General features: G+C 64.7%; 10 protein-coding genes. 9 read left to right on the forward strand and 1 reads right to left on the reverse strand.

The features are described 5' to 3' along the window. Nucleotides 1-17 precede the first annotated feature (17 nt). From drmD to T333_RS15685, 9 genes are all read left to right on the forward strand, one after another. On the forward strand, nt 18-3275 hold the full coding sequence (gene drmD, locus T333_RS15645; protein ID WP_496424893.1) for a DISARM system SNF2-like helicase DrmD: 3258 nt from the start codon (nt 18-20) through the stop codon (nt 3273-3275). Then, entirely contained in the window at nt 3272-7312 is a 4041-nt protein-coding gene (locus T333_RS15650) for a DNA methyltransferase (protein ID WP_496424894.1), read from the forward strand. Before drmD ends, T333_RS15650 begins: the two co-directional genes overlap by 4 nt. Then, nucleotides 7309-11049 (forward strand): DISARM system helicase DrmA, encoded by a 3741-nt coding sequence (gene drmA / locus T333_RS15655; RefSeq protein ID WP_496424895.1) that lies wholly within the window; start codon nt 7309-7311, stop codon nt 11047-11049. The genes T333_RS15650 and drmA overlap by 4 nt, the downstream gene beginning before the upstream one ends. 8 nt (nt 11050-11057) lie before the next feature. Next, complete coding sequence (gene drmB, locus T333_RS15660; protein ID WP_496424896.1) at nt 11058-13094, forward strand: DrmB family protein; 2037 nt, start codon at nt 11058-11060, stop codon at nt 13092-13094. Then, on the forward strand, nt 13069-13815 hold the full coding sequence (gene drmC / locus T333_RS15665; RefSeq protein WP_496424897.1) for a DISARM system phospholipase D-like protein DrmC: 747 nt from the start codon (nt 13069-13071) through the stop codon (nt 13813-13815). Before drmB ends, drmC begins: the two co-directional genes overlap by 26 nt. 341 nt (nt 13816-14156) lie before the next feature. After that, nucleotides 14157-14696, forward strand: coding sequence for a hypothetical protein (locus T333_RS15670; RefSeq protein WP_496424898.1), 540 nt, complete (start codon nt 14157-14159; stop codon nt 14694-14696). Nucleotides 14697-14728: 32 nt separating this feature from the next. Continuing rightward, nucleotides 14729-15328 (forward strand): DUF4352 domain-containing protein, encoded by a 600-nt coding sequence (locus tag T333_RS15675; RefSeq protein ID WP_496424899.1) that lies wholly within the window; start codon nt 14729-14731, stop codon nt 15326-15328. 53 nt (nt 15329-15381) lie between these two features. Continuing rightward, on the forward strand, nt 15382-15813 hold the full coding sequence (locus tag T333_RS15680; protein ID WP_496424900.1) for a DUF4189 domain-containing protein: 432 nt from the start codon (nt 15382-15384) through the stop codon (nt 15811-15813). An 82-nt stretch (nt 15814-15895) separates the two neighbouring features. Continuing rightward, nucleotides 15896-17158 carry a DNA sulfur modification protein DndB gene (locus T333_RS15685; protein ID WP_496424901.1) on the forward strand — a complete coding sequence of 421 codons (1263 nt, stop codon included), beginning with the start codon at nt 15896-15898 and terminating at the stop codon, nt 17156-17158. Between the two features lie 266 nt (nt 17159-17424). Here the strand turns inward: T333_RS15685 and T333_RS15690 are convergent, their stop codons facing one another. Beyond that, nucleotides 17425-18576: a Wadjet anti-phage system protein JetD domain-containing protein gene (locus tag T333_RS15690; protein WP_496424902.1), complete on the reverse strand. Its 1152-nt coding sequence runs from the start codon at nt 18574-18576 to the stop codon at nt 17425-17427. Between the last annotated feature and the right edge of the window lie 24 nt (nt 18577-18600).

Consider the following 18600-nt stretch of genomic DNA (forward strand, 5'->3'; position numbering starts at 1 on the left):
TGGAAGGTTGACCGAGGATGACGATCGCGAGCCCGCACCACTTCGCTGCCGATCGGCGCACACTCCCGCCGGTGCCGGAACCGGGCCAGATCGTCACGGTTCGCGGTTCGACCTGGGCGGTTACCGATGTCCGTCAGCAGGGTCTGCCCCGTAGTCCCGCCGACGAGGGCGACCCTCGGCTGACCCACGTGGTCGGGCTGCAGTCGCTGGCCGAGGACCGGCTCGGCGACGAGCTGGAGGTGGTGTGGGAGCTCGAGGTGGGTCACACGGTCGCCCCCGACCAGGGCCTCCCGGAGCAGATCGCCGCGGAGAACTTCGATGACCCGAACCGCCTGGCCGCATTCGTCGATGCCGTCCGCTGGGGCGCTGTCACCTCCGCGGATGCCGATGCCTTCCAGTCCCCCTACCGCAGTGGCGCCAACGTGGAGGCATACCAGTTGGAACCACTGCGCCGTGCCCTGCAGTCCGCCCGTACGAACCTGCTGCTGGCGGACGATGTCGGCCTCGGCAAGACCATCGAGGCCGGTCTGGTCGTGCAGGAACTGCTCCTGCGGCATCGCGCCCGCTCGGTGATCATCGTCTGCCCGCCCAGCCTGGCGTTGAAGTGGCAAGACGAGATGCGGGAGAAATTCGGCCTGGACTTCACCATCGTCAACAGCGACCTGATTCGCCAGGTCCGGCGCAGCCACGGCCTCAACGCCAACCCGTTCCGGCTGTTTCCGCGGGTCATCGTCAGCATGGCGTGGTTGCCATCCCTGCGCGCTCAACAGATGCTGCGCGAGGTGTATGCCTCGGCAGGCAAGGCGTCCACCGCCCGCCGGTATTCCTTCGATGTGCTGGTGGTTGACGAGGCGCACCATGTAGCGCCAGCAAGCCCGACCGCAGTGGGCGGCCGTCGTGGTTACGCGGTCGACAGCAACCGCACCATCGCCACTCGGGAACTCGCCCAGCGCTGTGAGCATCGCCTGTTTCTGTCGGCGACTCCGCACAACGGGTATTCCGAGTCGTTCACCGCTCTGCTGGAGATGATCGACGGCCGCCGGTTCACCCGCGGCGTCGTCCTCGACGAAACCGCGCTGAAGGATGTCGCCGTCCGCCGACTCAAGACCGACATCCCGGAGAAGAACTTCAAAACCCGGCAGCTGAAAACCATCACGTTCACCCCGGACGACGACGAGCAAGACAAGTTCAGCGTGCTGGACCGCATCCTCACCGAGAGCGCCCGCCGCAATGGTCGCGGCCGCTCCGGCGATATCGTCGCAATGCTGTTGAAGAAGCGATTCCTGTCCAGCCCTTGGTCATTCGCGCTCACGATGCAACGCTACGAGGAAGCGGGTTCCTCGGGGCGGCTGCCGACCATGGACGACGATGACGACGAGTACTACCAGGAGGTGCTCGGCAGCGGCCAGTCGGATGAGGAAGAGGGCGAGACGGAGCAGCCGGAATTCTCGGCGCTGCGCCGCAGCAAAGGATCGGACCCGCTGAGTGCCGCGGCCCCGCAGGAGATCACCGGGCTGGTCAGCTGGGGCAACGGTTTCGCGCACCGCCCCGATTCGAAGCTGAAGGCCCTCGTCGAGTTCCTCGACAGCGTGTGCCGCCCGGACCGCAAGGTCTGGTCCAACGAGCGCGTGGTGGTGTTCACCGAATACGCCGCGACCTTGGAGTGGATCAAAGGCGTGCTCGAACAGCGCGGCTACAAGGACCGCCTGGCCGTGATCCAGGGTTTCACCGACGCTGAGGAACGCGAGAAGATCCGGGCCCGGTTCAGCGCCGACCCGAGCAAGGAACCAGTCCGCGTGCTACTCGCCACCGACTCCGCGGGCGAGGGCATCGATCTCCAGGCGCAATGCCACCGGCTGGTGAACTACGACATCCCGTTCAACCCGTCCCGGCTCGAGCAGCGCATCGGCCGCATCGATCGCTACGGCCAGAAGCAGACGCCGTTGATCTACCAGTTCGCCCCGGACCGCACTTCCAGCACGTTCGGTGCCGACCAGGACTTTCTGCGCCGCATCGCAGAGAAGGTCGGCACGGTCCACAGCGACCTCGGTTCCGTCAACCAGGTGATTGATGACGAGGTGCAGCAGCATTTCAGCCCGACCGTCGCGAAACGCCGTGGCGGGCGCAAGAAGTCGGTTCCCGACGACGGTGCCGCCGCCGCCATCTCGAGCATGATGGCCGGAAGCCGGGAACTCAATCGGCGCCTTACCGAGCTCGCGAACAGCTACACCGAAACCAAGTTCCGCATGCACATCACGCCTGCGAACCTGCGCCGTGTGGTGGACACCGCCCTGGAGCTGACGGCCCAGCCGACCCTGATCGAGACAATCGACCCCGACATCGAGCAGGTCTTCGACCTCGAGGAACCGGACTCCTTGGATCCTCAGGACGCGCCCGGCGCCGGCCAGGTCTTCGATATCCCCGGCCTGAGTGGGGCGTGGCAACCAGCCCTGCGTGGACTGGACACCCACCTCGCACCCGGCATCTGGCGTCCGGTGACCTTCGACGACCGCACCGCGAAGAACCGCGACGACTTGGTCCACGTGCATCTCGGTCACGGTCTCGTGCAGCGATCGGCGCGAATCCTGCGCAGCAAGCTGCTCGGCGTCGGCTCGGATGTGAGCCGGGTGACCGCGGTAGTCGTCGATGACCTGCCGCAGTCGTGTGTGGCAGTGGTATCGCGCCTCGTGCTGGTGGGCCGCGGTGGCCTGCGGCTGCACGAGGAGGTGTTCCTCACCGGCATCCGTATCCGTGGTAACGACATGGCCGAGCAGAAGGTCGAGAACCTGCTCGAAGCCACGCTCGACAACACGGATCTGAAACTGGCATCCCCGCAGGTTCGTTCCACGCTGGCGAGCCTGTGGAACGTCGAGGGTTCTCGCCTGCAGAGCCGGTTGCTCAACGCGATGAACCGTCGCGCCGAAAGCAAGCAGGACGACGTAGCCAAGGCCCTGCAGGCACGCCACGCCGCGGACGCCAGCCGCACCCGCGAGATCTACGCCGCGTTCCGGCACAACCTGGACGATTCGCTGAAGCGGCTGCGCGAGCAGCAAGCCGAACTGGAACTTCAGTTCTTCACCGACGATCAGCGCAAACAGTTGCGTCGCGACATCGACGTGATGCAGCAGCGCCGCGACAATCTCGACGAGGAAGAGCAGCGCGAAATCACCGCCGTCGGCGAGCGTTACGCCGACATCAAGCCCTACGTGTCGGTGGCGGCCGTCGTGTTCGCCCTGACTCCCGCCGACGCCGAACCCGGAGCACTGCAGCGATGACCACCGCCCTGAAGAAGTCCCGTCGCCGCAGCACCTCCACCGCGGCCGATATGCACCGCGAATGGCTGGAACTGGTCGACACCGACGGCCCGTTCCTGTCCATCCCCGCCTTGAAGCGGGTCTGGGAGAACGGCATGCCGGCGATGAATGCCGAGGCGCTGGCCGTTCTGCGTGAGGCCAAGCCCGCATTCGAGAAGGCTTGGGAGGAATGGGATTCCGACCGGGACAACGACGCGGTCCTGGAGCGGTATCGAACGGCGCGGGACACCTGGGTCGACACCGTGCTGCGGGAGGTTCTCGGGTGGGCGCAGATGTACACCGCGGGCAGCGCTGTCGCGGTGAAGTCCCCGAACCACCAGGTCACGGTCACCGCCACCGGAGCACTCATCCGCGGTGAGATGATCGGGGCGCTGGTACTGGTCACCGATCCGGTGTCGTCGCTGCGGGATCCGCTCGACGACGGGTGGGCGGCCGGCCCGGTCGACCGGATGGAAGAGTTGCTGCGTGCCTCCGATGTGCGCATCGGCGTGGTCACCGACGGCCGATGGTGGGCAATTGTGTCCGCTCGCCCGGACACCATGGTCGCCTCCGGCATCGTCAACGCGCAGACGTGGATCGAGGAGCCGCAGACCCGCAACGCGTTCGTCGAACTGCTACAGCGACGCTGCCTGATCGGCGGTAAGGCCGAGGACCGGCTGACCGAGTTGTTCGGGGAGTCGGTCGCCGCCGCTGAGGAGATCACCGAGGCACTCGGTGTGCAGGTGCGCCAGGCCGTGGAACTGCTAGTGCAGGCCATGTCCGAGGCGGCGCTGGCCGAAGTCTTCGAGGGACTGGAGGATCCGCTCCCAAAGCGGAAGTCCTTGGTGTACGAGGCCGCGGTGACGGTGATGATGCGGGTGGTATTCCTGCTGTTCGCCGAGGAGCGTGGGTTGCTGCCGCAGGGTGAGCTGTTCACCCTCGGGTACGGCCTGAGCGACCAGCTGGACGAGCTGGACCAGCGCAAGGAGCTGGAGGGCAGCGAAGCACTCGACGGCACCTTCCACACCTGGCATCGACTCCTCGCCACCTCGAACGCGCTGTACCGGGGCGCCTCCTTCGAGGACATTCGCATCCCGTCCTACGGTGGGTCGCTGTTCGATCCGGACCGGTTCGGATTCCTCACCGCGCTCACCGAATCCGGTGCGCTGGCGATCAGCGTCTCCGACCGGGTCATGCTGGAGGTGCTGCGGTCAGTGCAGGTGGCTACCCCTCGCGGACAGGATGCGCGGCGAATCTCCTTCCGCGACATCGACGTCGAGCAGATCGGGTACATCTACGAAGGTCTGCTGGGCTATTCGACCGAAACCGTCGAGGAGATCACGGTCGGTCTGATCGGTGCCAAGGGGGCCGAACCGGAGATCCCGCTCGCCACGCTGGAAGAGCTTGCGGCACGGCATTCCGATCCGGTGAAGCTGGCCGACGCGATTATCGCATGGGCGAAGAAGGATCAGCCAGCCGCCAAGTCTGTTTCGAAAACTGTTCTCGCCAAGGCGATTCGTGGTGTGGGCGAGGTGGAGGACGCCGAGCGGGCGTTGCTGTCGGTAGCCCGGCACGAGGAGTTGCGGAATCGGTTGCGGCCGTTGATCGGCATCATCCGGCGCGATCTGCGGAACAAGCCGTACGTGGTGTTGCCTGGTGGCGTGGTGGTGGTGGAGACTGCGTCCCGGGCGTCCGCCGGCGCACATTACACGCCGCGGTCCCTGGCGGAAGAAGTGGTGCGGTATGCGCTGGAACCGCTGGTGTATTCGCCGGGGCCGCATCAGACTGCCGATCAGAGTGAGTGGAAGCTGATTCGGCCGGAAGCGATTCTGAACCTGAAGATCGCCGATATTGCTTGCGGCTCAGGAGCATTCCTCGTGGCCGCCGCGAGATACCTTGCGGCGCGACTGGTCGAAGCATGGCAGCAGGACCGGAGTGTCTTCGGGACACCACATGAGATCCAGTTGCACGCCATCCGTGAGGTGGTGGCGCACTGCTTGTACGGGGCCGACATCAATGCGATGGCGGTGGAGATGTGCAAGCTGTCGTTGTGGCTGGTGTCGCTGGATCCGAAACTGCCGTTCTCCTTCGTGGACGACAAGGTGCTGCTGGGGAACGCGCTGCTGGGATTGACCGATGCGCGGCAGCTGAAGGCCCTGCATATCTACCCGGACGAGGTGTCAGGCCAGCACAGGTTTTTCGAGGCGGACGTGGATGGGACGCTGGCGAAGGCGGCACTTCTGCGGCAGTCACTAGCGTCAGAGGTCGATGACCGGGACCCGCAGCGGGCGACCACGACCAAACGGCGGCAGTGGCGGGACTACCAGGAGCTGGTGGCGCAGTTGACCACCATCGCAGATGGGGTTGTGGCTGCTGGGCTGGCCTATGGCGGGAAGCCTGGGCGCGCGCTGACCGCTGCGTACCAGAACCTGGATGTGGCTGTGTCGGATGCCTATCCGGTTGATGGTGGACCGGGTGATCGGGCGATGCTAGATCGGATTCTGTCCGACGGGCTTACGCCGACCGTGGCGACAGACTATTCACGGTGGCGGCCGTTGCACTGGATTCTTGCCGTGCCGGACGTCTTCGACCACGGCGGGTTCGATGCGGTCGTGGGTAACCCTCCTTTCCTGGGTGGCCACAAACTTACCGGCGCCATGGGCACTGATGTGCGGGACTGGTTCGTCAACGTCCTTGCTGCGGGTCAGCGCGGCAGTGCGGACCTGGTCGCTTACTTCCTGCTACGCGCCGCGTCAATGCTCACCACCCGCGGCAACCTCGGCTTGATCGCTACCAACACCATCGCTCAAGGCGACACCCGCGAAGTCGGTCTCGACACCCTCGTCTCCGACGGTTTGACGCTCACCCGCGCCACCCAAAGCCGCAGGTGGCCCTCTGCCAGCGCGAACCTTGAGTTCGCCGCCGTCTGGGGCACCCGGGTAACGGTCGGTGACGATATTCCACGGATCGCCGATGGCATCGCCGCCCGGCGGATCTCGCCCCTGTTGGAACCTGCTGGGCGGGTGGACGGAAATCCGATGCGGCTCGCCGAGAACAGCGGGACGGTGTTCAAAGGCTGCGACGTCACCGGCATGGGTTTCATATTGGAGCCCGACGAGGCAGCAGACTGGCTCGCCGTAGACCCTAGGAATGGCGATGTCCTCTTCCCTTACCTCAACGGCGAAGACCTCAACTCGCGGCCAGATTCGTCCGCATCGCGGTGGGTGATCGACTTCAACGACCAGCCGGAGAACGTAGCGGCCGCCTACGAGTTGCCCTATACACGCTTGCTGGACCGGGTGAAACGGGAGCGGCTGGGCAAATCGAAGGCTGTCCGTGAGGCACCATGGTGGTTGTTTCACCGCCCGCGCCCTGCCATGCGGAGAGCCATTGCCGACCTCGACGAGGTATTGGTCATCGCACTGGTCAGCAAGACCGTCATGCCGATGAGGGTCCATACCGATCAGGTTTTCAGCAACAAACTAGGGATCTTTGCAACTCGAAGCCACGCCGATCAGGCTGTGTTGTCGTCCAGTGTGCACCAAATGTGGGCGATCAAATTTGGCTCGACGATGCGGACAGACGTCAACTACAGTCCCTCCGACGTTGCCGACACCTTCCCTCACCCAGTCCCCACCGAGTTCCTCGACGCCATCGGCCGCACGCTCGATTCTGAGCGCCGCGAAATGATGCTCCGCCGCGAAATCGGCCTCACCAAGCTCTATAACCTCGCCAACGACGCCGCCATCACATCAGACCCCGATATCACCCGTCTCCGCGAGATCCACGTCGAACTTGACCACGCGGTGATGGCCGCATACGGCTGGTCCGACGTCCCCCTCGACCACGGCTTCCACACTTACCGCCAAATGCAACGCTGGACCGTCAGCCCCGCCGCCCGCGTAGAAATCCTGGATCGTCTGCTTGAGGAAAACCACCGCCGCGCAGCAGCCCAGGGCGCAGCGTCGACACCTGACCCGGGCCAAGCCGACGACGAATTCACCGAGAGGGAGCAGTGACAACCTCGATCGACGACGCCACGACGCCCACTCCCTCGGCGGCGACTGCCTACCGCCTCACCCACACCCCCAATTCCCGCTCTTACACCGCCCGCGAAAACCTGGTCGACATCCTCCAGCGAGAACTCCTCGGCCCCGCCAACGGCGACAAGGAAATACTCGAAACCACTCCCGACCAGGCCTACCTCATCGGCCGTATCGCCCCGGTCCGGATTACCGACCGCGGTGTTCCGACCGACAAGGACACCGACCAGCCAGACACCGATGTCGGTGACGACCTGGATGCGCAGCAGTCCCGCGGCGTCCCGGTGACCGCGGTGGATGACAGCAGCACCGCAGCCGACGAGGATTCCGGTTCGAACGACTCGGAGGACGCGGCGCCCAAGCGCGGCTTGGTGATTCCCGCATCCATGGGTCTGCGGTTCCAGATCCCAGCCGACCTGGAGTCGTTCACCGTTACCGCCTCTTGGGGCCAATACAACCGGGTCTCGCGCGAGATCGAAGATGCAACTGACCAGGAGCAGCCTCGCAAGACTCCACGTTTCCAACGCACCCCCTTTATCTTCCCCGTTAAGATCCCCGTTGCCGATCTCCAGCCGGGCGAGACGATAGAAGAGCCCCTGCGTGACACCGTCGTGCTGCGCATCGATAGCTACAGGGAGAAGGACCGCCTGCTCGTCGAGGTCGCGCTGTGCAACGACCGAGAGACCGGTCGGCACATCCCCACCGAGGCCTGGCTGTACCAGACAAGGCTGGAAATCGATGCGGGTGGTGCGGATGTGTTCCTACCGGCATCCGACCCGCTAACCGATGTTCACCAGGAGCTGGACGACGACCGCGCCCGGCTGAACCTTCAATACCGCAAGCATCTGGAGTACGCGGTCGGTCGCACCTGCTCGGTCGACTGGCAGGTCGACACGTGGGCGAAAGAGCAGTGGGACACCGCAACTCGCTCCCCGCGGGCGCGGAAGGTGTGGACCACATGGCTCCCAGTCACCGAAACTCCACAAACCACAGCCGGCGAAGTGCAAGCACTGCTGGACATGACGCTGCTGGCCCAGGCGACCAAAGGCGAGCTGCGGGCCGGCCTGCAGCCGATCGTGTCCGACTACGCGGTATGGCTGGATGGCGAAGAGCAGCGGGCGAAGAAACTGCCTCCGCACCTGCGGACGGTAGCACTCGAGGCTGTCGCCGACGCGCGTGAAGTTCACCAGCAGCTCGCCGAAGGCCTGTTCCACCTCCTCACCGACGACACCGCCCTGCAGTGCTTCCAGTTCATGAACGAGGTGATGGCCGAGCAGCGTATCCACAGTCAGGTTGCCGAACGCCGCGCCAAGAAGGAGTATCGCGACGAGAGCATCGAGGAAGCTCGTGCCGCGGTCCTGAAAAGCAAGGGTGCTCTGGCTCATTCCTGGCGCACTTTCCAGCTGGCATTCATCCTCATGCAGCTGCCGATGCTGACCGACCCCACCGCGGAGCGCCGCTCCGGCTCTTCGACCAATAGTGGCCTCGCCAAAGCACAGCTGCTGTTCTTCCCTACCGGTGGTGGTAAGACCGAGGCCTACCTCGGCTTGGCGGCCTACACCTTCGCGGTCCGCCGTCGGCAGGGTGTTGTCGAGAGCTCCGAGGGGCCGCTGAATGGTCTCTCCGGAGTCGCCGTGCTCATGCGATACACCCTGCGGCTGCTGACCGCCCAGCAGTTCCAGCGCGCCACCGCTCTGGTCTGCGCTGCGGAGGTAGCACGCCGCAAAGACGAAAAAATCTGGGGCACCGAGCCATTCCGGATTGGGCTGTGGGTGGGTACCCAGGTCAGCCCGAAGTGGTTCGAAGAAGCTCGCGACCAGCTGAAGAACATCAATGAAGGCCGCGGCCACCGGCTCACGGCCCTGCAGATCCAGCGTTGCCCGTGGTGCGGCAACAGGATCGAAGCAGCCGATGTGAAGACCGATGAAGTCCAGCGACGGGTGCGAGTCTACTGCAGCGACGATCTCGCCGAGTGCCCGTTCTCCCAAGGCGGTGCCGTGGACGACGGACTTCCGGTGCTCACCGTCGACGAGGAGATCTACCGGCTCGCACCGTCGTTCGTGATCGCCACGGTCGACAAGTTCGCTCGGCTGGCCCGGGAAGGTGAAGCAGCCGCCCTGTTCGGCTATGTCTCCGAACGTTGCGACCGGCACGGCTACGTGCACCCCGACTACAATCAGTGTGCGCTCCAGGACGGTAACAGGCACAATGCCAAGGGCATTCACCCCGCGGCGGCCCGGCGACCGGCTGGTCGGCTGCGCCCACCGGACCTGATCATCCAGGACGAGCTGCACCTGATCACCGGTGCCCTGGGCACCACTGTCGGCCTGTTCGAGGCGGCCGTCGATGTGATCACAAGCTGGCAAACGCCCTCCGGCGCTCCCGTCCGCCCCCTGCTCGTCGCCTCCACGGCAACGGCTTTCCGAGCAGGCGACCAGGTGCGCAAACTGTACGGGCGCGATGTCACGATCTTCCCGCCGCAGGTCCTCGATGCCGGCGACACCTTCTTCTCCAAGGCGGAACCGGTGTCGGAGGACAAGCCAGGCCGCCGGTACGTGGGAATCAGCACCACCGGCGTCCGCGTGACCACCGCCGAGATCCGTGTCGCCGAAGTGCTTATGGCCGCAGGCCAACTGCTGCTCAACACCTCGGGAATCTGTGCCGACCCGTACATGACACTGGTGGGCTATTTCAGCGCTACCCGTGAGCTGGCCGGCATGGCCCGGTACATGGGTGACGACATTCAGACCATGCTGCGCAAGGGGCGTCCGTGGTCACGGCTGCCGCGGCGGTTCGGCACCGGATTCGACGAGCTGAGGACGGCCGAGCTGACTTCCCGCGTGGGCAGCGCCGACATCACCAAAGTACTGGACAGCATGGCGGTTTCGTTCGATCCGGCGATCGACGCAACCGGCGCCAAAGGCACCAAGCGGGACGCTGTTCCATACGACGCGGTCCTGGCCACCTCGATGCTGCAGGTCGGTGTCGACGTCACCCGACTCGGGCTGATGCTCGTGGTCGGCCAGCCGAAGAACACCGCCGAATACATCCAGGCGTCCTCCCGCGTCGGCCGAGACCCGGAACGCCCTGGACTGGTCGTGACGCTCGGAAACTGGGCACGGCCCCGCGACCTCGCCCACTTCGAGCAGTTCAGGCACTACCACGAGACCTTCTACTCGAAAGTCGAAGCGCTGTCGGTGACCCCGTATTCACTGACCGCGATGGAGCGCGGGGTGGACGGTGTACTGGTGAGCGCGGCGCGGGTGCGCGATGCAGCCCGCACCGATGGGATGTCGCCGGAAGCCGGTGCCGGGAACATCGATAACGAGCACGGGTATGTTGAAGACCTCATCGAACGGCTCGTCGAGCGAATGAAGCGGGCCGCGCAGGACGAAAGCGCGGCGGAACAGGCTGAAAGACTGCTCAACAACCGCCTCGACAACTGGACCAAACGTAGGGCCAATCTCATCGACCGTGGAAAGACCCTCAATTACGACAAGAAGCCGAACGATCACGTCGGCACCCTGCTGATCAGCCCCGACAATGCGAGGGGCTTGCGCGGGTCACTGGATATCCCACCGTTCGAGGTCGCCAACTCGATGCGCGAGGTCCAGCCCGAGATCAACCTGCTGGTCAGTCCCCTGCCCGACCGGCTGCCCTATATCGCCCCCGCATCTGCACCCCAGTGGGACATGCCCGAGGCGCAGGACTAGGAGCGCACATGACCATCGAAGCCACTGCCACCGAACCGATCTTCGACGAGGCCCAAGTCGTCGACCCGTTGGGCGATGTGGAATCCGCGCAATCGCAGGGCACTCTGAAGAACCGGGCGAAGGTCGGCTCCGCGCGGCCGTCGTCGTTGATCTACACCTACGGGCCCGGCTCGGTCATGGATCTACCGAACTTCACGATCATGCCCACCGGGTTGGACGAGTGGGACCGGATCTGGCAGCGCCGCGACGGCATTCCCACGATCCACGCGCCCCGACTGCGGGAGGCGGTGCGGCGGCTGATCAAGGGCGCGCACCGGGACATCGAGCTGCGTCCCTTCCCGTGGCAGGCGAGTAGGAGCAACTTCGGCAAAGAGGGAAACGATCTCGGCGTACCCGCCCGGATCTTCCCGCAGTGGCTGCGCTGCACCAGCTGCGACACCCTCGGCCCCCTCGGCTACTTCAACTATGTGAACACCCACCCATTCCGGACCGACCTGGCCCAGTTCGAGCACAAGTGCCGTGGCAGGAAAGGTAGCCACAAGAAGGCGAGTGCACATCCAGCGGTGCCCGCACGCTACCTGCTCGCCTGCGAGGACGGACACGTCGACGAATTCCCGTACGAACTGTGGGTGCATCGTGGCCGAGCATGCACGGAGGCCGTCCAGGGCACCGCACCGCTGACGATGAGTGACCGGTCGTTCGGTAGGGGCGCCGTCGCGACCATCAAATGCGGTGCCTGCGGATTGTCCCGGGCGATGAACGAAGCCCAGGGTGAGGCAGCGCGCGACAAGCTGCCCCGCTGCAGGGGGAGGCATGCACACCTCGACGCCTTCTATCCGTGCGAAAACGAGGTCCGGCTGATCCTGGTCGGCGCGTCAAACCTGTGGTTTCCGGCCACCCAGTCGGTCATCGTGATGCCAGAGCAGGAGGAGATGCTCGACGAGGAAATCGCCAGCCGTATCCGGGTCGCGCTGGGCGACAAGCTGGCGCGGTACGCCGAGAACCTCGACTTCGCCCGAGACATCCTGCAGGAAAAGGGATTCGGCGTTGCGGGATACAGCGACGACCGGCTGAAGCAGCTGATGGACCTCGCAATGGCGCCCCCGGAAGAGTCCGCAGCAGACAAGCAACAACAACGGTGGGACCCGATCGACCTCTTGGTTCCGGAATGGCGCTACCTGCAGTCCGATCCGCTGGGAGATCGGCACCCGGATTCGCAGAGCGGACTGACCCTGTCCCGGCGGAACAAGCACGCTGCGCTCCCGAGTCAAATCGACCGAGTGCTGGCGGTGGAATCACTGCGCAAAGTCAACGCGCTGGTCGGCTTCACCCGTATCGACGAGATCGATCGAGTCGACGACCTCCCCGACCGAATGGTTCCACTCACTCGATCGACTCGCCCCAAGTGGACAGTGGCCACCGAGGACCGCGGCGAAGGCATCTTCCTTCAGTTCGACGAGAAGGCAGTCGACGCCTGGGAACAGCAAATTCTGAAGAGCGCCTTGTGGGCTGCGCTCCGTGCCGCCCACGCCCGCAACTTCACCAACCGCTACTCCGAAACCGCAGCCAAGGACCTCAAACCCGACGACCGCCTACGCCCGCCTCGCTACTGGCTCCTGCACACCTTCTCACACATCCTAATTCGGGAAATGGCGATGACCTGCGGCTACAACGCCGCCAGTCTGAGCGAGCGTCTTTACGCCTGGCAGGCAGCCAAAGGCCGTGAACCCGCCGCGGGCCTACTGATCTGCACTACCGCCTCCGACAGCGATGGAACGCTGGGCGGCCTGGTGGAACTCAGCAAAGAAGACCGGCTGCACGAGATCGTCGGCAATGCACTGCGGCGGGCACAACGCTGTTCGTCCGACCCGATTTGCGCCACCCGCACCCCGAAGGATCCGGAGGACTTCCTGCACGGTGCCGCGTGCCACTGCTGTGCCATGGCATCGGAAACCTCCTGCGAGCGTGCGAATCGTTTCCTGGACCGCCGCTTCCTGATCGACCTGCCGGGGAGCAGCCTTGGTTTCTTCGAGTTCACCAGCTGACCCGGCGCGCAATCTCGGCCAACTACTCACGGGCACCGAGGCCCAGGATCTCGCCGACCGGCTGGCCTCCGGCAGCACGCTGAGCTCGGCCCTGCGGATGATCGTGCCGAATCGACGGTCGATCGTCGGGGCGATACTCGAAACGTTGGAGCCACAGGCTGTGGTTCCAGTGTTGCGGGCGATCGAGGGTGCGCGGTCGATCCGCCCCACCGTCGACCCGTTATGGACGCTACCTGGGCAGTTGGCCCGGTCCGGCCGTCTCACCAGCGAGGTGACCCGGCTGATGGACGGTGCTCGCCAATCGATCACCTGCTCCACCTTCAACTTTCAGCGCTCGTCCGGGTTCTGGACCGCATTGCAGCGGGCCGCGCGGCGGCCGGGGGTGTCCGTACGGATCTACTTGGACACCCGGGCTGCCGACCAGACGCCCCAAGCCGGGTCGCCGACGACAACGGAAGTCGCCTCGCATCTGCGCCCTGCCGCCGTCTATCGCACCACTACATACGGCGGCGAGTATGTTCGCAATCACGCGAAACTCCTGGTCATCGACCACCGTTTCCTGCTGGCGACCAGCGCCAACTTCTCGCGGAGCGCCGAACATCGCAACGTCGAGTTCGGCCTGTTCCTCGACAACCCCAACCTTGCCGAAACCGTTGAGCGGCAACTTTTTGCGGTACAAGAGCAGCTGTACGAACCGGTCGTACCAGGCTGCCCTTTCTGACCCGGAACTTGCGACAAGCTGCGATCGAATTCACCTCCCACCTGGATAGTTGCGAAAATCGACATCCTCATGCGAGGATAGTCATCGCAACACCACCCCGGGGTGATCAGAAAGCGCCCCCGAAGAGCTTCGGCAGACACATATCTGCGGTTGCGAGGAACAGCTTCTCGCAGCACACGTAGTCGGTACCAAAACGGTCGCCGACAAGTTCCACACCTTCGTACCCCCTTTGCCAGCACTGATCCCTTCAGTGCCGATGACGCCTGCGCCGGAACCGGCAGTACGACACGCGAAATCAAGAGTCGCAAGCTTCTGTAGCAGAAATTTGGAGGAAATCGCAAATGCTCGAACATCGTGGTTCAAGCCTGCCCTGGACTGAACCCGCTCGGTCAGCGCGCCAGCGGCGGACCGCGATTCGGCTTTCGGCCGCCACCGCGGCTCTGCTGATGGCGACGTTGTCAGCTTGCGATGCCGACACCGCCAGCATGGCGACGGCGCCGTCCACGACACAGTCCGGCCGATCTACGACGGCCACAGCAACACCGAAGCCGGCGTTCCATCCGGCACCTGACCAGATCTCGCTATCCCTGACGACTGTGAAGAAGAGCTGCTTCGGCTCGGCCGGTTGTCTTGTCGACGTCCACGTCGATCCCGATTTCCGCTTCCAACAGGAGATCCCGGCTGGAAAGAAGTGGACGGTGGTCTACGAGATCCGGGGCGGCGAGGACGGTCCGCAGATCAACAACTTCACATTCACCCGCGGCGACTCCGCCGACGAAGTCAGCTACCGGATCGCGGACGAAGAGGGCGTCAGCACCAGCGGACCGGACGACCGGCTCACGGTCTCAGTCACCGAAATCCTCGACAGCGGTGCTGCCTGAATTCACCACGACACGAAGGGATCACCATCATCATGACCAACCCGGAGAGACCTCAGCAGCCTTCGACCGGCCAGCCGCAGGCACCGTTCTACCCGTACCCGCCCCAGAAGAAGCGGCGCGTCTGGCCCTGGGTGCTGGGCGGCTTCCTCGCCTGCATCTTCCTGCTCTTCGGCGGCTGCGCCTTGCTGATCGGCAGTGCCGCACACGAAGTGGCGAAGCAGGAAAGCGAACGCACGGTCGCCGCGCCCGTCGGCACCGAGGTACGAGACGGCAAATTCAGCTTTGTCGTCACCCAGGTCGATGCGCCGGTGAAGACCGTGGGCGACAACCAGTTCTTGAAGCGGGTGGCCCAGGGCGAATACATACTGGTTCACATCGAGGTCACCAACACCGCCGACAGACCGCAGACCTACTTCGGCGACAACCAGAAGCTTGTCGATGCCTACGGACGGGTGTTCGGCAATGACACCCGCGCCGAGATGAACCTGAACGAGCATCTGGTATCGGAGATCAACCCCGGCAACAAGATCTCGGTGATCCTCGCGTTCGACGTCCCCAAAGGCACCTCGCCTGCCGCGATCGAGTTTCACGACTCGATGTTCTCTGGCGGCGCCCGCGTCGCCGTCAAATGACGCTGCTGCCCGCTTCCCATCCGATGGCCTCTACTACAACGAAAGTCGCACTGATGAAGATCTCGATCAGCACCGGAATCCTGCTGACCTGTATCGCCGGCGTTACGGCAGCCGCCAGTCCGGCCTACGCCGACGCACCGCGGTGGACGGCTGTAGCGGTGTCCGCTGGCAACGAGCTGCTGCACAGCGCATTCAACTACGCAGACCCCGAAGACGCGAAGCATGTCGCGATCACCAACTGCGACCGTCGGATCCCGCCGGCCACCGGATCGAGTGCGCCGGTGCACGACTGTCGCATCGTCCTGACCTTCGCGAGCGGCCGGTGCGGCGCCGTCGCAGCGGGAGACCGTATCTCCAACGGCAAACGAGTCGGCCGCATCTACTCCTACTCGGTCGGCAACAGTCTCACCGAGGCCGACTTCGACGCGGTACTGAAGAACGCCGGACGCGGCGTGACCGTCTGGTGGTCCCAGTGCCAGCGATGAGCTGCCTTGCTCACCGCTGGCGTGTTCGAAGCCACATGACCGCTTCGACCACCCCCCATCACAACGACACAGAGGAGACGCCATGACCATTTCCATCGACCACCGCCTGCTCTCGAGGCCGCAGGACTCCAGCACCTACCTGGCTCTGAAAACGATCCAGGGCGGGCGCGCCGTGTACTCCACCCGTGTTCCGCTGCTCGACCTGCCGACGATCCTGCCCGTGCCCGATCCGAACAACGTCGACAAGGACAATCGCAAGGTAGATCGCCTGCACGCCAAGCAGTTCGGTCAGTACCTCGACACCAAGCAGGACTGGGTAGCACCGACGCTGCTGGCCCGAGACGGCGGCGGCTGCGTCTTCACCAAGGCCGACGAGGAGGGCCGGGTTGGCTACCTCACCGTGCCGTGGGCAATCGGCGGCATCGCCACCTTGCGCACTATCGACGGACAGCACCGGGTCCTCGGCGTCTCGATCGAGAAGCAGCGCATCACCGACGAGATCTCCACCATCGACCGCGAACTGGCCCGCAAGGTCAGCGTCGACCGGGCCGCCAAACTGCAGGCCGAGCGCGACAAGCTGGTGCGGCAGATGGACCGGCTGAAGCAGGAGTACGTCGGCATCGACATCTATGTCGAACCTGATCCGATCAAAGCGCAGCAGATGTTCGTCGACGTCGCCGACAATGCCAAGGGCATCAGCAGCGCAGTCCGGGCTCGGTTCGACAACTACAAGGTCGCCAACCGCACGCTGTCCGACGTCATCGACCACCCGCTGCTGAAAGGGCGCGTCGATGCCGAACAGGACCGGATGACCCTGAAGAATCCGAACCTGATGGGCGCCAAGCATGTCGCCGACATCACCCGCGCGGTGATTGCCGGTGCCGGTGGCCGGATCAGCAAGAAGGCCGAGCAGACGCTGACCGACGGCGAGGTCATCGAGCAGGTCAAGGACTTCCTCGACGCCATGTCCGTAGCCTTCTCCGATCTCGCGGCCATCACCGAGGAGGATCCGGCGGCGGCACGCAGCGCCGGTGAATCGCTCTCGCAGCAGCTGCGCCGCAGCTCGCTGCTCGGTTCGGTCGGTATGTGGCGGGTACTGGGCGGGGTGTTCCGGGAGCTGCGCAGCAGTGACGCCCCCGCCGAACTCGGCGATATCGCCGAGTTCTTCAAGCGCCTCGACCCCCACATGGCCGCACCGGTCACCGAAACCAGCCTGTGGCGCACCACAGCGGCCGACGTCGACTTCGAACCGAATGCATCGGCCCCGATCATGCGGACCCAGAATATCGTCCACTTGGTCGGCGTGATCGCGGGGTGGTACCGGAAGGCTCCTGCCGGGCTGTAGGGCGTCGCCCTCGACCGAACTCGAGCCCGATTCTCGCCCGGCCTGGCGGCCGGGCGTGGTCGGGCTCGGATCGGGACTGCCAGCGGTACCGTCGTTGCCGACCGCGATACACCCATCGTTGAGGAACTGCGCGAACGTGCCGTTGTCGACGCCGACCGTTGCGACGATCGTTCGGGCGCGGGATCCGTCGAGTGGGATCTCCAGGTCCCATGGTCGTTGCCGGTCCGTCGGCCCCGGTGTCGGCAACGCGCGGCCAACGCCGATGACTACGGTCTCACCCTGCGGTCGAACCGAAGAACTTCCTCCACTACGCCATACCGAATCCGTTCCTGTTCCAACCGTACTGCCACACCGAACGTGTCCTCCACCAAGTCCCGATACAGCTCCTTTTCCACCGGACGCAAATGCTCGAGCCTCGCGACCACGGGCGCCTTTTCCTGGACCCAGTGCTCTTCGTGAGCCAGGAGCGTTTCCCGGTCCATCAACACCGATTCGACGTGTGGAAACGTAGAACGTAACCGGTCGAGTATCGCGAACCCGTGGGTATCTATATCTCCCCAGTAGTGGACCCTGCGATCCACAAGCCACCCCACCTCATCGAGTCTGGTCAACGAGTACCCGCCACCAAAGATCGCCACAGCTCCGGGAACCGGTGGCAAAGCCAGGTAGGTCGTCTCGTTCTCGACGATCAGGACTGTGTCGGCGGGCAGGGGTGCCGCGGCGAGTTCATCGGCGCGGACGGTGAGTTCGGTGAATCCACCGGTGCGTGCCGCCGGATCCAGCCAGCGGAACCGGACATACCGCGGTTTACGACGGAACCCGTATCGCCCGATGAAATCCGCAGGTGGGCAATCGAAGTCGATTCTCGAGGGGTCGAGCTGCCTGTCCAGCAACCGTGCGAGCACCTTCTGATGCCGTTCGATGAACTTGGTATCGACGCCGGGCAGATCGACTTGACGAAGGTAGATACCAGGATCGGCTTTGCTGTCGATCCACAGCACGGTCTCGACAATCCTTCGCCACTCCTCGGCCAGCGCAAGCACCTCGTGCGGCTTCTCGAGCATCCACTCCGCCAGCGTTGGCGCTACCGCATGGGTGTCATCGAGCAGCTCGGTGAACAGGCGCACCGCTCGCCCGACACCCAGCAGCGCCCACAACCGTCTCCAGTCATCGACCCAGACCCGGCGGGGCAGCTCGTTGACCCCGACCACCCTGCCGCCAACGGCCTGATACTCGACGCGCAGCCCATCCGACGCGCGCCACCCTTGTACCCACTCCCGCACGGCGGTGAAGTCCGCAGCGACATCTCGCGCAGTTGGTCCCCGCAGCGGGACATCGAGCGGCAATAGTGCTGTGCCGCCGGCGAATGCGACGAGGAGCTCGCCGGAATCCCATCGTCGGCGTAGCCGGGCGATCACATCGACACGCGTAGTCCAAGCTGC

Source organism: Nocardia sp. CNS-044, assembly GCF_059570515.1.